This window comes from Leifsonia sp. Leaf264 (genome assembly GCF_001422325.1).
GTDB lineage: Bacteria > Actinomycetota > Actinomycetes > Actinomycetales > Microbacteriaceae > Orlajensenia.
Window position 1 is genome coordinate 531,764 of record NZ_LMMR01000004.1, and the last position, 17,650, is coordinate 549,413.

General features: G+C 68.6%; 15 protein-coding genes. 14 read left to right on the forward strand and 1 reads right to left on the reverse strand.

Annotated elements, in window-relative coordinates:
• Positions 1-12: 12 nt before the first annotated feature.
• Positions 13-1,134 carry a polyprenyl synthetase family protein gene (locus ASF30_RS07870; RefSeq protein ID WP_055904237.1) on the reverse strand — a complete coding sequence of 374 codons (1,122 nt, stop codon included), beginning with the start codon at positions 1,132-1,134 and terminating at the stop codon, positions 13-15.
• 76 nt (positions 1,135-1,210) lie between these two features.
• On the opposite strand from ASF30_RS07870, the gene ASF30_RS07875 reads away from it, so the two are divergent.
• The 14 genes from ASF30_RS07875 to ftsZ all read left to right on the forward strand — a co-directional run bounded on the left by ASF30_RS07875 (position 1,211) and on the right by ftsZ (position 17,640).
• Positions 1,211-1,591, forward strand: a complete 381-nt coding sequence (locus ASF30_RS07875) for a DUF3040 domain-containing protein (protein ID WP_055904240.1) — start codon at positions 1,211-1,213, stop codon at positions 1,589-1,591.
• A 256-nt stretch (positions 1,592-1,847) separates the two neighbouring features.
• A complete protein-coding gene (gene mraZ / locus ASF30_RS07880) occupies positions 1,848-2,279 on the forward strand; it encodes a division/cell wall cluster transcriptional repressor MraZ (RefSeq protein WP_055904837.1) in 432 nt (143 codons plus the stop codon).
• 95 nt (positions 2,280-2,374) lie between these two features.
• Complete coding sequence (gene rsmH, locus ASF30_RS07885) at positions 2,375-3,328, forward strand: 16S rRNA (cytosine(1402)-N(4))-methyltransferase RsmH (protein ID WP_055904243.1); 954 nt, start codon at positions 2,375-2,377, stop codon at positions 3,326-3,328.
• Positions 3,325-3,978, forward strand: coding sequence for a hypothetical protein (locus ASF30_RS07890; RefSeq protein WP_055904246.1), 654 nt, complete (start codon positions 3,325-3,327; stop codon positions 3,976-3,978). Before rsmH ends, ASF30_RS07890 begins: the two co-directional genes overlap by 4 nt.
• Positions 3,979-4,051: 73 nt before the next feature.
• Positions 4,052-5,785 (forward strand): peptidoglycan D,D-transpeptidase FtsI family protein, encoded by a 1,734-nt coding sequence (locus ASF30_RS07895; RefSeq protein WP_055904249.1) that lies wholly within the window; start codon positions 4,052-4,054, stop codon positions 5,783-5,785.
• Positions 5,786-5,801: 16 nt separating this feature from the next.
• Positions 5,802-7,361 carry a Mur ligase family protein gene (locus ASF30_RS07900; protein WP_200918439.1) on the forward strand — a complete coding sequence of 520 codons (1,560 nt, stop codon included), beginning with the start codon at positions 5,802-5,804 and terminating at the stop codon, positions 7,359-7,361.
• Positions 7,358-8,770, forward strand: a complete 1,413-nt coding sequence (locus ASF30_RS07905; protein WP_055904255.1) for a UDP-N-acetylmuramoyl-tripeptide--D-alanyl-D-alanine ligase — start codon at positions 7,358-7,360, stop codon at positions 8,768-8,770. Before ASF30_RS07900 ends, ASF30_RS07905 begins: the two co-directional genes overlap by 4 nt.
• Positions 8,767-9,864, forward strand: coding sequence for a phospho-N-acetylmuramoyl-pentapeptide-transferase (gene mraY / locus ASF30_RS07910; protein WP_055904258.1), 1,098 nt, complete (start codon positions 8,767-8,769; stop codon positions 9,862-9,864). Before ASF30_RS07905 ends, mraY begins: the two co-directional genes overlap by 4 nt.
• Positions 9,849-11,393 (forward strand): UDP-N-acetylmuramoyl-L-alanine--D-glutamate ligase, encoded by a 1,545-nt coding sequence (gene murD / locus ASF30_RS07915; protein WP_055904262.1) that lies wholly within the window; start codon positions 9,849-9,851, stop codon positions 11,391-11,393. The genes mraY and murD overlap by 16 nt, the downstream gene beginning before the upstream one ends.
• Positions 11,359-12,582 (forward strand): putative lipid II flippase FtsW, encoded by a 1,224-nt coding sequence (gene ftsW / locus ASF30_RS07920; RefSeq protein WP_055904265.1) that lies wholly within the window; start codon positions 11,359-11,361, stop codon positions 12,580-12,582. Before murD ends, ftsW begins: the two co-directional genes overlap by 35 nt.
• The gene (locus tag ASF30_RS07925) at positions 12,579-13,679 is read left to right on the forward strand and encodes a UDP-N-acetylglucosamine--N-acetylmuramyl-(pentapeptide) pyrophosphoryl-undecaprenol N-acetylglucosamine transferase (protein WP_055904267.1); all 1,101 of its coding nucleotides are present in this window, start codon (positions 12,579-12,581) and stop codon (positions 13,677-13,679) included. The genes ftsW and ASF30_RS07925 overlap by 4 nt, the downstream gene beginning before the upstream one ends.
• A gap of 49 nt (positions 13,680-13,728) precedes the next feature.
• Positions 13,729-15,129, forward strand: a complete 1,401-nt coding sequence (gene murC, locus ASF30_RS07930) for a UDP-N-acetylmuramate--L-alanine ligase (RefSeq protein WP_055904270.1) — start codon at positions 13,729-13,731, stop codon at positions 15,127-15,129.
• A 163-nt stretch (positions 15,130-15,292) separates the two neighbouring features.
• Positions 15,293-16,249 (forward strand): FtsQ-type POTRA domain-containing protein, encoded by a 957-nt coding sequence (locus ASF30_RS22220; protein ID WP_235480301.1) that lies wholly within the window; start codon positions 15,293-15,295, stop codon positions 16,247-16,249.
• A 194-nt stretch (positions 16,250-16,443) separates the two neighbouring features.
• The gene (gene ftsZ / locus ASF30_RS07940; RefSeq protein ID WP_055818037.1) at positions 16,444-17,640 is read left to right on the forward strand and encodes a cell division protein FtsZ; all 1,197 of its coding nucleotides are present in this window, start codon (positions 16,444-16,446) and stop codon (positions 17,638-17,640) included.
• The last annotated feature ends 10 nt before the right edge of the window (positions 17,641-17,650 follow it).

A 17,650-nucleotide genomic window follows, 5' to 3' on the forward strand; every position in this document is an offset into this window, starting at 1 on the left:
GCTCGTTGAGTCTCAGGATGCGCGACGCGTGACGGTCTCGGCCAGCAGCGCGAGCTCGCGCCGTGATCGCCGCGTGAGCGGTGCATCCGTCATCACCGTCGTGGCCCTCACGACCTGGCGGGCGATGAGAGCCTCCATCTCGTCGACGGCTCCGCTGGCCGTGATCGTGGACTGCAGCAGGCGGATCTGGTCGACGTCGAGCTCCGGGTCGCCGAGCAACTCGTCGAGCAGGCGGCGCGGACCGGGGCCGATGCGCTCGCGTGCCATCGCGATGAGCATGGTGCGCTTGCCCTCCCGCAGGTCGTCGCCGCTGGGCTTGCCGGTGACCTGCTCATCGCCGAAGACACCGAGCAGGTCGTCCCGCAGCTGGTAGGCGATGCCGAGCGGGAGCCCGAAGGTGCGCAGGGCTGCCAGCTGCTCATCGGTTCCGCCGCCGAGGGCCGCACCGATCACGAGGGGAGCGAGCACGCTGTACTTGGCCGACTTGAACGTGATGACGACCTCGGCGCGAGAGCGCATCTCATCCTCCGAGCGAGTCGGCCACGCACGTTCCTCGAGGATGTCGAGGTACTGGCCGCCCGTCACTTCGGTGCGCATCCGATTGAACTCGAGCCTGGTACGACGCGCTGACTCCCGGTCGGGGAGCAGGTCGAGGGCCTCGTCGAGCAGCTCGTCGCTCCACCCGAGCAGCAGGTCGCCGTGCAGGATCGCTGCGGCGCGGCCGAACTCGGCGCCGTCGCCGGCCCACCCGGACTCCCGGTGCAGTGTCTCGAAGCTGCGATGCGCCGAGGGGGCGCCGCGACGGGTGTCCGAGTTGTCGATGATGTCATCGTGGACGAGCGCTGCGGCGTGGAAGATCTCGAGCGCGGCCGCCACGGCGACGACGGCGGACAGGTCGGGGGCGTCGCTCTCGTCCGAGAACGGGTCGAATCCGTCCGGCTCACCCGACACCGATTGCCATCCCCAGTAGGCGAACAGGGCCCGGAATCTCTTCCCACCGCTGAGAAAGCGCCGAGAGATCTCGACGAGCGGTGTGAGTTCCTCACTGATGGAGGAGAGAATTGAGGAACGATCCGATACGAACTCATCGATGCGCGTCTGTACGAGATCGGCCAGTCGAGTGCTTTCTGCCACGCGTCTAGCCTAGCTTTCACTCGCGAGGCTACACTTTGAACGTATCTCGACTGATCCCGAGTGCGAAGGGAATGAGATGCCGCTTTCAGAGCAAGAGCAGAGACTCCTCGATGAGATGGAGCGCAGTCTCTATCACAACGATGCCGATTTCGTGGCGACCGTGGGTGCGCCTCGAGGTCGACCCAACTACAGGGCGATAGTGCTCGGTGTACTCCTCGCGGTCGCGGGCCTCGCCGCGCTGATCGCCGGTGTGGCCGTCGACCTGCTGATCGTGGGCATCGGCGGGTTCATCCTGATGTTTATCGGAGTGCTCGTCGCCATCACCCCGAGCAAGCGCGCCGCGGCTCCCGAGGAGCTGCCGACGTCCTCGAAGCCGAAGAAGGCGGCATCCGCCGACCGCGGCTTCATGGACCGCTTGAACGACCGGTGGGACCACCGCCAGGACGGTCAGGACTAGGCGAGAGCCCCCCCCCCAACTCCACACTTCTCCACCCTCAGGGCCGATCCTCACGGATCGGCCCTTTTTTCGTGCCCGGATGCGCCTGGGTGCGTTCCTGTCGCTCCATTTCCCTCCACCCCGTTCTTCCCTTGTATTTCGGGGCAGAAACACCCCGATTCGGGGCTGAATAGAGGAATGTCGAACACTTGTGGTGTGTAGTGGAGTAAAGTGGAGCAACACCGCAACCGTGGCCGGATGAGTGGGGGTGAAGACCGTGTTCCTCGGGACCTATGCACCGAAGCTGGACGAGAAGGGACGCGTCATCCTTCCCGCCAAGTTCCGCGACGAGCTCTCCACCGGCGTCGTCGTGACGCGTGGCCAGGAGCACTGCATCTACGTCTTCTCCGCACGCGAGTTCGAGGACCTGCACGACAAGATCCGTCAGGCACCCGTCACCAGCAAGACCGCCCGCGACTACCTCCGCGTGTTCCTCTCCGGCGCGAGCGCCGAGACGCCGGACAAGCAGAACCGCGTGACCATCCCCGCGAACCTGCGCGCCTACGCCGGCCTCGAACGCGACCTGACCGTCATCGGCGCCGGCAGCCGCGTCGAGATCTGGGACACCGAAGCCTGGGAGACCTACCTCGCCGAGCAGGAAGCCACCTTCGCGAACACGACCGAGGAGGTGATTCCGGGACTCTTCTAGTTCCTGTTCCCCGACTCCCAGCCGGCCACGCTGACACACTTCCCCGGTGTCAGACTCCGGATGGGGATCAGGGGACAGGAGCCCTCCCGGTTCTCATGGAGATCAATCGCATCCACACACCCGTCATGCTCGAGCGGTGCGTCGAGCTGCTCGCCCCGGCGATCGGCGCTCCGGGCGCCGTCCTCGTCGACGGCACTCTCGGCATGGCAGGCCACGCCGAGGCGTTCCTGCAGCGCTTCCCCGAACTGACCCTCGTCGGGCTCGATCGCGACCTCGACGCCCTCGGCATCGCCCGCGAGCGTCTCGCGCCGTTCGGCGACAGGGTCAAGCTCGTGCACACCGTCTACGACGGCTTCGTCGACGCCATCGACGGCCTCGGCATCCGCGAGGTCGACGGCATCCTCTTCGACCTCGGGGTCTCGTCCCTGCAGCTCGACCGTGTCGAGCGCGGCTTCTCCTATTCCAAGGACGCTCCGCTCGACATGCGCATGGATGCCACGAGCGAGCTGACGGCCGAGGTCGTGCTCGCCACGTATTCCGAGGCCGAGCTGCGCCGCATCTTCCACGAGTACGGCGAGGAGAAGCTGTCGGCCCGCTATGCCAAGGCGATCGTGGCGGCCCGTGCCGCAGCGCCGTTGGTCCGCTCCGCCGAGCTCGTGAAGGTGATCACGGAGGTCACTCCTGTCGCGGTGCAGCGTCAGGGGCACCCCGCGAAGCGCGTGTTCCAGGCACTGCGCGTCGAGGTCAACCAGGAGCTGGCCGTGCTGGAGCGGGCCATCCCGGCCGCACTGTCGACGTTGCGCGTCGGCGGTCGGATCGCGGTGGAGTCGTACCAGTCCCTCGAGGACCGCATCGTCAAACGCGCCCTCGCAGCGGCGTCGAGTTCGACGGCGCCAGCCGGTCTCCCGGTGGAGCTTCCCGAGCACCGCGCCGAGTTCAAGCTCGTCATCCGCGGGGCGGAGATGGCGACCGACGAGGAGAAGGCGATCAACCCCCGTGCCACGCCCGTGAGGCTGCGTGCGGCAGAACGCGTGAGGAGCGCAGCATGAACGAGACGCTCGCCCGAGCGCCCCAGATGCCGGTGTGGGGTTCACTCGCCCAGTCGGCACCGCTGCCGGAGCGCACCCCCGATCCGGCGCCGAGCCCCCGCCCCTCGATCACGGTGGCGCCGACGCGCGACCAGCGGCGAGCCCGTCCCCGCCTGTTCTACGCGATCGTCGCGGTGAGCGGTGTCGCCGCCATCTTCATCGCGAAGCTCCTGTTGAGCGTCGCACTCTCGCAGGGCGCCTACGAGTCGTCGCACGCCGAGGGCGAGCTCAAGCAGCTGCAGCAGAGCGCCCAGGCCGTGGGCGAGGACCTCGACAGGGTCAAGTCGCCGCAGTACCTCGCGGAGAACGCCGCGGCTCTCGGGATGGTGACCAACGCGCATCCGGCCTACCTCAGGCTCTCCGACGGCGTCGTTCTCGGCCAGCCGCAGGCTGCAGACTCGAATGCCGGGGGAGCGGGCAACGCCGTGCCGAACTCGTTGCTCGACGGCGTTCCCCTCGTGACCGACCCCGCGCCCGTCGAGCCTGCGGCCAAGCCTGCCCCCCAGGCCCAGAAGACGGCCGACGCCGCCACGGCCGGAACCGCGGAAGGTGCGACTCTCGCGGGGGCGGGTGTCGGAGCCGCCGGCATCCCGACTCCCGTGACACACTGATCGCGTTCAGCACGCGGGGAATGGACGGCACGTGAAATTCGGTCGGTCGAGTCGGAGGCGCAGCCTCTTCGCGATGGTCGCTCTCCTCGCGTTGATCTCGGTCTTCGTGGTGCGTCTGGTCGACATCCAGATCGTGCGAGCCGATGAACTCAACGCGGCCTCGTTGGCGGCACGGTCGACGACGGAGGACATCCTCGGCGCCCGCGGCTCCATCGTCGACGCCTCGGGCAAGGTGCTCGCACAGTCCGTGATGCGCTACGACATCAACATCTCGCCCAAGAACGCGAAGACCTACACGGTGGGAAGCGGGGCCGACGCCGAGACCGTCTCGGTGGCCAAGGCGTCGGCGGAACTCGGCCGGGCGCTCGGCATGTCGGCCGCGAGCATCCAGAAGATCATCGCCGAGTCCCTGGCAGATGATCCGGAGTCCGACTTCGCCTACGTGAAGAAGATGGTCGACCTGGCCACGTGGAAGAAGGTCGAGGCCCTCGACATCCGCTGGGTCTACGGCGAGGGCCACCCCAGTCGCACCTATCCCGACGGCGCCGTCGCCGGGAACCTCGTCGGCTTCGTCGGCGACGACGGCGAGGCCCTGGCCGGCGAGGAGTCGGCCGCGAACAAGTGCCTCGTGGGGAAGGACGGCTCGACGAGTTATCAGACCGGCGTCGACGGCGTCGAGATTCCTGGCAGCACCACGCACTCCGTCGCCGCGAAGAACGGCGGCACGCTGAAGCTCACCATCGACTCGGACCTGCAGTGGAACGTGCAGCAGGCACTGGCCCAGCAGGCCCAGTCCGTCGGAGCCGCCTGGGGCACCGCCGTCGTGCAGGAGGTCAAGACGGGCAAGCTCGTCGCGGTGGCCGACTATCCGTCCGTCGACCCGAACAACATCGACGCGACGGATGCCGACGACCGCGGTTCGCGGGCCTTTACGGCCTCGTACGAACCCGGATCGACCTTCAAGGCCCTGACCGCGGCATCCGCGATCGATGCCGGCGTCGCAGACCCCCTGACGCAGGTCGTGGCCCCGTACCGCATCAATTTCCCGAATGGCGCCGATATCAACGACTCGGAGTTCCACGGTGACGAGCACCTCACGCTCACCGGCGTGCTGATCGAATCGTCGAACACCGGCATGTCGCAGATCGGCGAGAAGATGACCGACCAGCAGCGCTACGACTACTACCAGAAGTTCGGACTGGGCACCGAGACCGAGGCCGACTTCCCGGCGCAGGACCCGGGCAACCTGAACGGAACGGCCGACAGCTGGGACCCGCAGACCAAGTACGCGACGATGTTCGGCCAGGGCCTGACCACGACAGCCGTGCAGATCGCCAGCGTCTACCAGACCATCGCCAACGGCGGCGTGCGGATGCCCGTGCAGCTCGTCGAGGGATGCACCCAGGAGGACGGGACCGTCACCGACGTGCCGAAGGGCAAGGGCGAGCGCGTGGTCTCCGCCAGCGCGGCCAAGCAGACCAGCGACATCCTCGAGATGGTCTACCAGCAGGGCTGGCTGGCCAACACGTGGAACATCCCCGGCTACCGCATCGCGTCCAAGACCGGAACCGCCCAGATGCCCGACGGGAACGGCGGATACTCGCACGGCTACCTCGTCTCGGTGTCAGGCTTCGCCCCGGCCGACGATCCGCAGTACGTGGTTTCGGTAAGCTTGGCTGACCCTGTGAACATGAACACGTCGGGAGCCGCGGCCCCGATCTTCAAGCAGGTGATGAGCCAGGTGCTCAAGAAGTACCGGGTCGTGCCGTCAGGCACAGCACCACCCAACCTGCCAGCAGCCTGGTGAGACCAGTATCGATGAAATGAGAGTGAGCCACGTGACCGGATCGGCCCCCTCGGCGCTCCGGCCGTTGCACCCTGTTCCTCGAGCACTGTCGGGCCTCGTCGACGAGTTCGACCTCGACGCTCGGGGTGACATCGACGGCATCGAGCTGACGGGCGTGAGCCTCAACTCGGCGACGGTGCAACCCGGCGACCTCTATGTCGGGGTTCCCGGACGCAACGCCCACGGAGCCCGTTTCGCCGGCATCGCCCGCGAGGCCGGGGCCGTGGCGGTGCTCACCGATGAGGCCGGCGCCGCTGAAGCTGCGGCATCCGGACTCCCCGTGCTCGTGACGCCCGACGCGCGCGCCGCCCTCGGCGCCGTGGCCGCCTGGATCCACCGCACCGACGAGAACCCGGCCACCCTGTTCGCCGTCACCGGCACCAACGGCAAGACCAGCGTGGTGTACCTGCTGTTCGCCATCCTCAGCCAGCTGGGGATCGAGGCCGGCCTCACGTCGACAGCCGAGCGACGCATCGGCGATGTCGCCGTGACGAGTTCGCTCACGACGCCTGAGGCCAGCGAACTCCACGCCCTGCTGGCGCGGATGCGCGAGGCCGAGGTGCGCGCCGTCGGCATCGAGGTGTCGGCCCAGGCGCTCACCCGGCATCGCGTCGACGGCCTCGTCTTCGACGTTGCCGGCTTCACCAACCTCAGCCACGACCACCTCGACGACTACGCCGACTTCGAGGAGTACTTCCAGGCCAAGCTCGAGCTGTTCCAGCCCGACCGCTCGCGGCGGGGCGTCGTCACGGTGGACAGCGACTGGGGCCGGCGCATCGCCGACTCCTCGCGCATCCCGGTCACCACCATCACCTCCGACCCGGCCGTCGCCGCCGACTGGCGCATGACAGTGACGAGCGAGACCGCCGAGAACACCGAGTTCCGCCTCGAGGGCCCCGACGGGCGCAGCCTCATGACGAGCGTGCCGTTGCTCGGCTGGTACATGGCGGCCAACGCCGCCCTGGCCATCGCCATGCTCGTCGAGTCGGGCTACGACCTCGACGCCATCTCCCACGCCCTCGAGCGCGACGGCGGGATCCTCGCCTACATCCCCGGCCGTGCCGAGCGCATCTCCGGCGAGAACGGCCCCGTCGTGTACATCGACTACGGCCACAGCCCCGACGCCTTCCTCAACACCCTCGCGGCCATTCGGAAGACCACCGAGGGCAAGGTCATCATGGTGTTCGGCGCCGATGGCGACCGCGACACCACCAAGCGCCACGACATGGGGGCCATCGCGGCCCGCGGAGCCGATGCCGTGGTCATCACGGACTTCCACCCGCGATTCGAGGATCCGGCAGCCATCAGGGCGGCCTTGCTCGCCGGTGCGCGCGATGCCGTTCCCGATGGCGAGTTCCTCGAGATCGCCGACCCGCGGGCGGCGTTCCGGGCGGCGCTCGCACTGGCGGGAGACGGTGATGCCGTTCTCTACGCCGGGCCGGGGCACGAGGACTACCACGAGGTCGCCGGCGTCAAGGAACCGTATTCGGCGCGTGATGACGCGCGACTCGCACTTCAGGAAGCTGGCTGGCTGTGATCGACATGACCCTCGCCGAGATCGCTGCGGCGGTCGGGGGAGAACTCAGAACCGGCGCGACGGATGCGACGGGAGACACAGTCATCTCGGGCGCCTCGCACACGGACTCGCGTGAGGTCGGCCCCGGCGACATCTTCTTCGCCAAGCGCGGCGAGGAGACCGACGGGCACCTGTTCGCCCCGGCGGCCGTCGACAACGGAGCCGTCGTCCTGGTCGTCGAGCACGCCCTCGAGCTCCCCGTCGTCCAGATCGTCGTCGCCGACACCGTCGAGGCTCTCGGAGCCCTCGCCACCGAGGTGATCCGACGCGTCCGTGCGGCGGGAGGGCTCCGGATCGTCGGGATCACCGGATCGAACGGCAAGACCACGACGAAGAACCTGCTGCGCGCCATCCTCGAGCGCCAGGGTGCCACCATCGCCGCGCGCGCCTCGTTCAACAACGAGGTGGGTGCCCCTCTCACGATGCTCGAGGTCGGGGTCGACACCCGCTACCTCGTCGCCGAGATGGGCGCCAGCGCCATCGGGGAGATCACCCGCCTCGTGCGGATGGCCATGCCCGACATCGGCGTCGTCCTCAAGGTCGGACTCGCCCACGCCGGCGGCTTCGGCGGAATCGAGGCCACCCAGCGGGCGAAGACCGAGATGGTGAGCGACCTGCCGCAGACCGGTGTGGCCGTGCTGAACGCCGACGACCCCCGCGTCGCGGCCATGGCCGATGCGACCGAGGCACGCGTGGTCTGGTTCGGGCTCGGTCCCGCCGCATCGGTGCGGGCCGACGACGTCGCCGTGAGCGCACGTGGCACGACCTTCACCCTGCACCTCGCCTCCGGCGACTCACGGCCCGTGCACTTCCGTGTGCTCGGCGAGCACCATGTCATGAACGCCCTCGCGGCCGCGGCCGTCGCCGAGGAGTGGGGCGTCGGCATCGACGACATCGTCGAGGCACTGGAATCCGTCGAGATCGCGGAGCGCTGGCGGATGGAGGTCATGGGCGGCCGCGACGGTGTCACGATCATCAACGACGCCTACAACGCCAGCCCCGACTCCATGTCCGCAGCCATCAAGACCCTCGCGCAGATCGCCGAACCCGGCCAGCGCACCATCGCCGTGCTCGGCGAGATGAGCGAGCTCGGCGAGTACTCCGGCGAGGAGCACGATCGCATCGGCCTGCTCGCGGTGCGTCTGAACGTCTCGCAGCTCGTCGTGGTCGGCCCCGCCGCCCGCCGCATGCACATCAGCACCATCAACGAAGGCTCCTGGGACGGCGAATCGACGTATGTCGAGACGACCGATGCCGCCTTCGAGCTGCTGCGGGACAGCATCCGTCCCGGCGATCTCGTGCTGGTGAAATCGTCGAACTCGGCGGGTCTGCGCTTCCTGGGTGATCGACTGGGAGAATCGTTCTCGTGAAAGCTCTCCTGACCGCCGGCGTCCTGTCCCTCGCTTTCACGCTGTTCCTCACCCCTCTCTTCATCAAGCTGTTCCACAAGCTCGAGTGGGGACAGTTCATCCGCGACGACGGCCCCAAGAGCCACCACTCCAAGCGCGGAACCGCAACGATGGGCGGCTTGGTCGTCATCGCCGGCGTTCTCTTCGGCTACTTCGGCGGCCTCCTGAGCGATGGCCAGGATCCGACGGCATCCGGGCTGCTCGTGCTGTTCATGATGGTCGGCCTCGGGATCGTCGGATTCATCGACGACTTCCTGAAGACGCACAAGCAGCAGAGCCTCGGCCTCGGCGGCTGGGCGAAGGTGGTCGGTCAGTTGGTGATCGCCGGGAGCTTCGCGGTGCTCGCGCTGCAGTTCCCGAACAAGCAGGGCCTCACTCCAGCGTCGACGAGCATCTCCCTCATCCGCGACATCCCCGCGCTCGACTTCATGCGGCTCGGCACCATCGTGGGCATCGGCCTGTTCATCCTCTGGATCTGCGTGATCACGGTGTCCACCTCGAACGGCGTCAACGTCACCGATGGCCTCGACGGGCTCGCCACAGGTGCGTCGATCGTCGCCATCGGCTCCTATGTCATCATCGGCTTCTGGCAGGCCCAGCAGCTGTGCGGGGCCGCGGGCATCGACCCCGACAACGTGTACAAGTGCTACGAGGTGCGCGACCCGTTCGACCTCGCCATCGTGGCGACGGCCATAGCCGGTGCGCTGGTCGGCTTCCTCTGGTGGAACACGTCACCCGCCCAGATCTTCCTCGGCGACACCGGATCTCTCGCCCTCGGCGGTGCGCTGGCTGCCCTCGCCGTGCTCAGCCGCACCGAGCTCCTCGTCATCGTGATCGGCGGCCTCTTCGTCATCGAGACCGGCTCGGTCATCGTGCAGCGTGCGTACTTCAAGGTCACGCACGGCAAGCGCATCTTCCTGATGAGTCCGATCCACCACCACTTCGAGCTCAAGGGCTGGGCCGAGGTCACTGTCGTCGTGAGGTTCTGGATCGTCGCGGGACTGCTCGTGGCGGCCGGAGTCGGTTCGTTCTACCTCGAATGGCTTTCGCAGTGACGGGAACCGACGCCGCGAGCCGTCTCGACTCCCTCACGAGCTGGCACGCCGACTGGTCGGGCCTGCGCGTCGGCGTCCTCGGTCTGGGCAAGACGGGCTTCGCCGTCGCGGACACATTGGCCGAACTCGGATCCGACGTCCTCGTCGTGGCCTCCGCGGCCGACGATCAGCGTGCGGGCCTCATCGAGGTGATCGGGGCCAGTCTGGTCGTCACCGACCTCAGCACTCCTCCCGCCGCCCTCGTCGAGCACGCTCCCGACGTCATCATCGCCTCCCCGGGCTTCCACCCCGACCACGCCGTCCTGCTCTGGGCCGAGGCGCAGGGGATTCCGGTCTGGGGAGACATCGAACTGGCCTGGCGCCTGCGCGACAAGGTCGGCGAGCCGGCCGAGTGGATCCTGGTCACCGGCACCAACGGGAAGACCACGACGGTCCAGCTCGCGGCCACGATGATCCACGCGGCCGGCAAGCGCGTCGCACCGTGCGGCAACATCGGCATCCCCGTGCTCGACGCCATCCGCGATCCGCAGGGCTGGGATGTGCTCGTGGTCGAGCTCTCCAGCTATCAGCTGCACCACCTGCGTCGCAGTGGCCCCGGCGCCCTGGTGCCGCACTCGGCCGTCTGCCTCAACATCGCCGACGATCACATCGACTGGCACGGCTCCTTCGAGGCCTACCGCGATGCGAAGGCGACGGTCTACGCCAACACCAGGGTCGCCTGCGTCTACAACAAGGCAGACGAGGCGACGCAGCGCATGGTGGAGGAGGCCGAGGTCTCCGACGGTGCTCGTGCCATCGGGTTCGACCTCGGCATCCCCGGTCCGAGCGACTTCGGGGTCGTCGAGGGCATCCTCTGCGATCGCGCCTTCCTCGACGACCGCCGCAACAGCGCCATCGAGCTCACCACTGTTCCCGAACTCGTCGCGGCCGGCCTCGATGCCCCCCACGTCGTGGCCAACATCCTCGCCGCGAGCGCCCTCGCGCGCGCCTACGGAGTGCCGGCCGAGGTCATCCACGACGCCCTCGCCGACTTCAGGCTCGACGCCCACCGCATCGCGACCGTGGCCGTGGCGGACGGCATCCGTTGGGTCGACGATTCCAAGGCGACGAACCCGCACGCCGCTGCAGCGTCGCTGACCGCCTACCCGTCGGTCGTCTGGATCGCGGGCGGGTTGCTCAAGGGCGTCGACATCGACGACCTGGTGCGCAGCCACGTGTCACGTCTCCGCGGCGCCGTCGTCATCGGCGCCGATCGCAGCGAGCTCGTCGCGGCATTCGCACGACACGCCCCCACCCTGCCTGTCGTGGAGGTCGTGGTCGATGACACTGGAGAGGTGATGCCCCGCGCAGTCCGACTGGCTGCCGAGGTGGCCGACGCTGGAGACACCGTGCTCCTCGCACCGGCTGCAGCCTCGATGGACCAGTTCGCCGACTACGCGGAGCGCGGGCATCTGTTCGCACAGGCCGTACGAGAGTTCTTGGGAGGTGAGGCGGATGACCAGTCCGCCTCGGACCGACCCGAAGCCTAGGCTCGCCCCAGTCGAGGCCGCGGTCTCGTCTGCCCGCATCTCGCTGGGCCGTGTCTTCCAGGCCGAGGGATCCACCTACTTCCTGCTTCTCGGCACGACGCTCTTCCTGGTCGCCTTCGGCATCGTGATGGTGCTCTCCTCGTCGTCCGTCGGCTCGTACCTCGCGAACGAGACGCCGTTCGGGGGCGCGTGGAAGCAGCTGCTGTTCGCCACTCTCGGCATCCCGCTGATGCTCGTTGCTAGTCGGATGCCGGCCATGTTCTGGCGGCGCGTCGCGTGGCCGGCCCTCATCCTCGGCTCCGTCCTCCAGCTCATCGTCGTCGCGACCCCGCTCGGCATCGAGGTCGGCGGCAACAAGAACTGGCTCGGAATCGGCGGATTCCAGTTCCAACCGTCGGAGATCATCAAGGTCGCCCTGGTCATCTGGCTGGGCAACATCCTCTGGATGAAGCGCGACAGGCTCGACGATTGGAAGCAGACCCTCGTTCCCGTGTTCCTCGTCGGCGGAGGTGCGACCGGGCTCGTGCTTCTCGGCGGCGACCTCGGCACGGTGATAGTGATGGGATCGATCCTCTTCGGAGCACTGTTCTTCGCCGGGGTGAAGCTGCGGCACATTGCGTTCCCGCTCGCACTGGGCGTCGTGCTGGCGGTGTTCGTGGCGATCTCGAGCGAGAACCGCATGAAGCGCATCGCGGCCTTCTTCAACGAGTCCTGCGTCGGCAACGAACAGGGGTCGTGCTGGCAGACCAACAACGGCGACTACGCTCTCGCGAACGGCGGGATCTTCGGCGTCGGCCTCGGCAACTCCAAGGCGAAGTGGTCGTGGCTGCCCGCCGCTGACAACGACTTCATCTTCGCCGTCATCGGCGAGGAACTCGGTCTCATCGGCGCCATCGTCGTGCTCGCCCTGTTCGTGCTGCTCGCCATCACCTTCCTCCGCATCATGCGGCAGGTGCCCGACCTGTTCGCCCGCGTCGCCACGGGATCGGTGATGGTCTGGGTCATCGGTCAGGCGTGCATCAACATCGGCGTCGTCCTCGGGGTCATCCCGGTGCTCGGCGTCCCGCTCCCGCTCATCTCGGCCGGAGGCACGGCTCTGCTCACGACCCTGTTCGCCATCGGCATCGTGCTCTCCTTCGCCCGTGCCGGCTACAAGCCACTCGTCGCCCCGGCTCGGCGGCCGCAGTGAAGCGATACCTCCTCGCCGGCGGAGGCACGGCCGGCCATGTGAACCCTCTGCTCGCCGTGGCCGACACCATCCGCGCCGCAGAACCCTCGAGTGAGATCATCGTGCTCGGCACTGCCGTCGGCCTCGAGGCGCGTCTCGTGCCCGCGCGCGGCTACGAGCTCGTGACGATCCCCAAGGTGCCGTTCCCGCGACGCCCGAACGCGCAGGCCGTCACCTTCCCGCGCCGCTTCCGAGCCACCATCGACGACGTCGAGGCGATCATCCGTGAGCGCTCCATCGATGTCGTCGTCGGCTTCGGCGGCTATGTCTCGACCCCCGCCTATCTCGCCGCGCGCCGGGTGGGCATCGGCATCGCCATCCACGAGGCCAACGCGAAGCCCGGGCTGGCCAACAGGCTGGGCGCCCGCTACACCAAGCAGGTCGGCGTCGCGTTCGCGGGAACGCGGCTCCCCAACGCCAGGTTCGTCGGAATGCCGCTGCGGCCGGAGATCGAGCAGCTCGACCGCGAGGCCGCCCGCCCCGTCGGCGTCGCCTACTTCGGCCTCGACGCCGACCTCCCGACCCTGCTCGTCACGGGCGGGTCGCTCGGCGCCCGACGCATCAACGGCACCATCGTGGCGTCCGCAGCCTCCATCGTGGCGGCCGGATGGCAGGTGCTGCACATCACCGGCGACGCTGCGGAGATCACAGACCCCGGAATCGACGGCTACACGATCCTGCCGTACTGCGACCGCATGGACCTGGCGCTCGCCGTCGCCGACTTCGCCGTGTCCAGGGCCGGCGCCGCGACGGTGAGCGAACTGTCGGCGCTCGGCATCCCGGCGGTCTACGTTCCCTACCCCGTCGGCAACGGCGAGCAGCGCTTCAATGCGGCGGGCGTGGTCGAGGCCGGCGGCGGCATCCTCGTCGACGATGCCGCATTCCTGCCCTCCTGGGTCGCCGGCGAGCTGCTTCCGATCCTCGAGGACGAGCCGGGGAGGGAGGCGATGGCGGATGCCGCTGCCTCCGTCGGCGTGCTCGACGGGTCGCGGCGGTTCGCCGCCCTGGTCGCCGAGGCGCTGCGGGGCGATCCGGGGAAATCCGGCACGGGCGCGTAACGTTGTCGGCAGCGCCCCTGATCCACAGACACGAGAAGAGCACCACGCAGTGACGATCAAACCCGACCTCGGCATCACGATCCCCGACGATCTCGGAACCGTGCACTTCGTCGGCATCGGCGGCTCCGGGATGAGCGGGATCGCCCGCCTGTTCCTCGGCGCCGGCCACACCGTCACGGGCTCGGACGTGCGGGACTCGGCCAACATGCAGGCCCTCCGCGACCTGGGAGCGACCGTTCACGTCGGCCACGATGCCGCGAACCTGGGCGATGCCGACTCCGTCGTCGTCACCGGCGCGCTCTGGCAGGACAACCCGGAGTACCAGCTCGCGCTCGAACGCGGACTCCCCGTGCTGCACCGCTCGCAGGCTCTCGCCTGGCTGGTGTCGGGCCAGCGGCTCATCGCCGTCGCTGGTGCGCACGGCAAGACCACCTCGACGGGGATGATCGTCACGGGCCTGCTCGGCCTGGGGGAGGACCCGAGCTTCGTCAACGGCGGTGTCATCGACACCCTCGGCGTCAGCTCCGCACGTGGCGAGGGGGAGCTCTTCGTCGTCGAGGCCGACGAGTCTGATGGATCCTTCCTGCTCTACGACACCGCGGTCGCCCTCATCACCAACGTCGATCCGGATCACCTCGACCACTACGGATCCCTCGAGGCGTTCCAGCAGGCATTCGTCACCTTCGCCTCCGAGGCCACCGAGACCGTCGTGATCTCCTCCGACGACCCCGGTGCCGTGCGCGTCACCGCCGCCCTGGGCGGACGCAACGTCGTCACCTTCGGACAGGCCGCCGATGCCGACGTGCGCGTCTTCGACGTGACCACCGACGGCCCGGTGGCGTTCTCCCTGTCGTGGAAGGGCGAGCAGTACAGTGCCCGGCTGCGCATCCCCGGCGTGCACAACGCCATCAACGCCGCAGGCGCCTTCGCCGTCCTGGTGAGCGTCGGACTCGACCCAGCGGCCTCGCTGGCCGCCATCTCCGAGTTCGGGGGCACTGAGCGCCGCTTCCAGCTGCACGGCACCGTGCGGGGTGTGAGCGTGTACGACGACTACGCGCACCACCCCACAGAGGTGGCTGCCGCCCTCTCGGCCGCTCGTACCGTCGTCGGCGACGGCCGCATCATCGCCGTTCACCAGCCGCACCTCTACAGCCGCACCAGGCTGTTCGCGCAGGAGTTCGCCGACGTGCTCGAGCAGTACGCCGACGAGACCGTCGTCCTCGACGTCTACGGCGCACGGGAGGACCCGGAGCCCGGCGTGACAGGAGCACTCGTCAGCGAGCGATTCGCGGATGCGTCGCACGTGGCGTTCGTGCCCGACTGGCAGGCAGCGGCCGATCACACGGCCGCGATAGCGCGCGAGGGCGACTTCGTGATCACCCTCGGCTGCGGCGACGTGTACCGCATCGTGCCTCAACTCCTGGGTTCGCTCGAGGCCCAGCGCGGATGAGGCGGCCCGCCCGATGAAGCGGCCGCAGGGATTCGAACCGCCTCCGGCCGGAAAACGACCGGCGCAGCCGGACCGAGACACGCGGAAGCCCGGTGGAGCCGCAGCATCCGCCACGAGCTCCGAAGCTGCAACTCCCTCGTCCACGCCGGATCCCGTCGCGCCGGTGATCCTCTTCGACAGGGCTGCGGCCGAGGCGGCTGCAGCGGCAGAAGCCGCGGAGGCGGAGCGCCGCGCGGCGCGGAAGAACAAGAAGAAGCGCGGCGGGTCGAACACGCGGCCCGACCAGGCGTCGTCGACCCCCGGGCCCGCTTCCGAAGCCGGTGTCGCATCCGGGACTCCCGACGGACCTCCATCCCAGCAGGCCCGCTCCGCCTGGGCCGCGGCCGCCGCCATCCGTGCAGCGAAGCGCGACCGCAAGCGCTACGAACGAGCCGAGGTGCGCCGCTTCACCGTGGCGTCCCGCCGTCGTCGGCGTACCTGGTTGATCAGCGGCGGAGCCCTCCTGGCGATGGTCCTCGTCGTCGCGGGCACAGCGTTCTCCCCGATGATGGCGCTGCGCATCGTGACGGTGGAGGGCGCCCAACGCGTCGCTCCCACCCAGATCGTCGCCGCCCTGAGCGACCAGCTCGGCACCCCGCTGCCGCTCATCGATCTCGGTGCCGTGCGCGAGAAGCTGGCCGGCATGAGCCTCATCCAGAGCTACTCGACCGAGAGCCACCCGCCGGACACCCTCGTCATCCGCATCGTCGAGCGCGATCCGATCGGGGCCCGGGCGACGGATGCCGGATTCGACCTGGTCGACTCCGCCGGCGTGCTGATCTCGTCGTCGCCCGAGCGCCCCGCCGGGTATCCGCTCCTCGACGCCCCGACGCCGACGGCCCTCGCGGCGGCCGGCGAGGTGGTGCGAGCACTTCCCGCCGATCTGCGGTCGAGTCTGGACAGCGTGAAGGCCACGACCCGCGACGACGTCACCCTGCAGCTCGCCGGCGGTCCGGCGGTCGTGTGGGGGAGTGCCGACGGTTCCGTGCTGAAGGCCACGGTGCTGGCGCGGCTGCTCGCCGTCGCACCCGGCGCCGCGCACTACGACGTGTCGTCACCGTCGAGCCCCGTCTACAGCTGACCTTCGCGCCGCAGCATCGGTCGTCGAGGGGCGATCCCCCGTGATCCGACGCCCATTCCGGAGCTTTGTTCCGACACGCCCGCGCTTGTGGGAGCACCTGCGCCCGGGCCGACCTAACGTCAGATCAAGAAATGCATACCCAGCATAACTTTAAGCTTCCACTTGAGGTTTAGGGTTTCAACCGGAGGCCGGACGTGTCAACAAACCAGAATTACCTCGCCGTCATCAAGGTTGTCGGAATCGGCGGCGGCGGTGTCAACGCCGTCAATCGAATGATCGAACTGGGCTTGCGTGGAGTCGAGTTCATCGCCATCAACACGGATGCCCAGGCACTGTTGATGAGCGACGCCGACGTCAAGCTCGACGTGGGCCGCGACCTCACCCGGGGTCTCGGCGCCGGTGCCGATCCCGAGGTCGGCCGCCGTGCCGCCGAGGATCACGCCGAGGAGATCGAGGAGGCCCTCGCCGGGGCCGACATGGTCTTCGTCACCGCCGGAGAAGGCGGTGGAACCGGAACCGGTGGGGCCCCTGTGGTCGCCCGCATCGCCAAGTCGATCGGCGCCCTCACCATCGGTGTCGTGACGAAGCCGTTCGGCTTCGAGGGCCGCCGTCGCCAGACCCAGGCCGAGCAGGGCGTCGCCAGCCTCAAGAACGAGGTCGACACCCTCATCGTGGTCCCCAACGACCGTCTGCTCGAGATCAGCGACCGCGGCATCAGCATGCTCGAGGCCTTCTCGACGGCCGATCAGGTGCTCCTCGCCGGTGTGCAGGGCATCACCGACCTCATCACCACGCCCGGCCTCATCAACCTCGACTTCGCCGACGTCAAGTCCGTGATGCAGGGAGCCGGCTCCGCCCTCATGGGCATCGGATCCTCGCGCGGCGCCGATCGCGCCATCAAGGCGGCGGAGCTGGCCGTCGCGAGTCCGCTGCTCGAGGCGTCCATCGACGGCGCTCACGGCGTGCTGCTCTCCATCCAGGGCGGATCCAACCTCGGCATCTTCGAGATCAACGATGCCGCGCGGCTCGTGCAGGAGGCCGTGCACCCCGAGGCCAACATCATCTTCGGTGCCGTCATCGACGACACCCTGGGTGACGAGGTGCGGGTCACCGTCATCGCCGCCGGATTCGACGGCGGCGAGCCCCAGCCCATCGATGAGGCCGCCCGCAAGGCCGGCCAGACCAAGGCCAGCCTCGGCGCCGCTGCGGCCGCCGTCGGCATCGCGGTGAGCCCGACGGCCGCCGACTCCCTCGACGGGGAGTTCGACATCGAGGAACTCGTGGAGTCGCCGGTCTGGACCGCCGACTCCGGTGTCGTCGAGCAGGTCGTCGCCGATCCTGCGTTCGCCGACGACAGCGAGGACATCGACATCCCCGACTTCCTGAAATAGGAAGCGGGGC

Coding starts and splice junctions, on each gene's coding strand:
- murD (WP_055904262.1), top strand. CDS start 9,849: ATGGCTTTCGCAGTGACGGGAACCGACGCCGCGAGCCGTCTCGACTCC.
- ASF30_RS07875 (WP_055904240.1), top strand. CDS start 1,211: ATGCCGCTTTCAGAGCAAGAGCAGAGACTCCTCGATGAGATGGAGCGC.
- ASF30_RS07890 (WP_055904246.1), top strand. CDS start 3,325: ATGAACGAGACGCTCGCCCGAGCGCCCCAGATGCCGGTGTGGGGTTCA.
- rsmH (WP_055904243.1), top strand. CDS start 2,375: ATGGAGATCAATCGCATCCACACACCCGTCATGCTCGAGCGGTGCGTC.
- ASF30_RS07900 (WP_200918439.1), top strand. CDS start 5,802: ATGAGAGTGAGCCACGTGACCGGATCGGCCCCCTCGGCGCTCCGGCCG.
- ftsW (WP_055904265.1), top strand. CDS start 11,359: ATGACCAGTCCGCCTCGGACCGACCCGAAGCCTAGGCTCGCCCCAGTC.
- ASF30_RS07895 (WP_055904249.1), top strand. CDS start 4,052: ATGGTCGCTCTCCTCGCGTTGATCTCGGTCTTCGTGGTGCGTCTGGTC.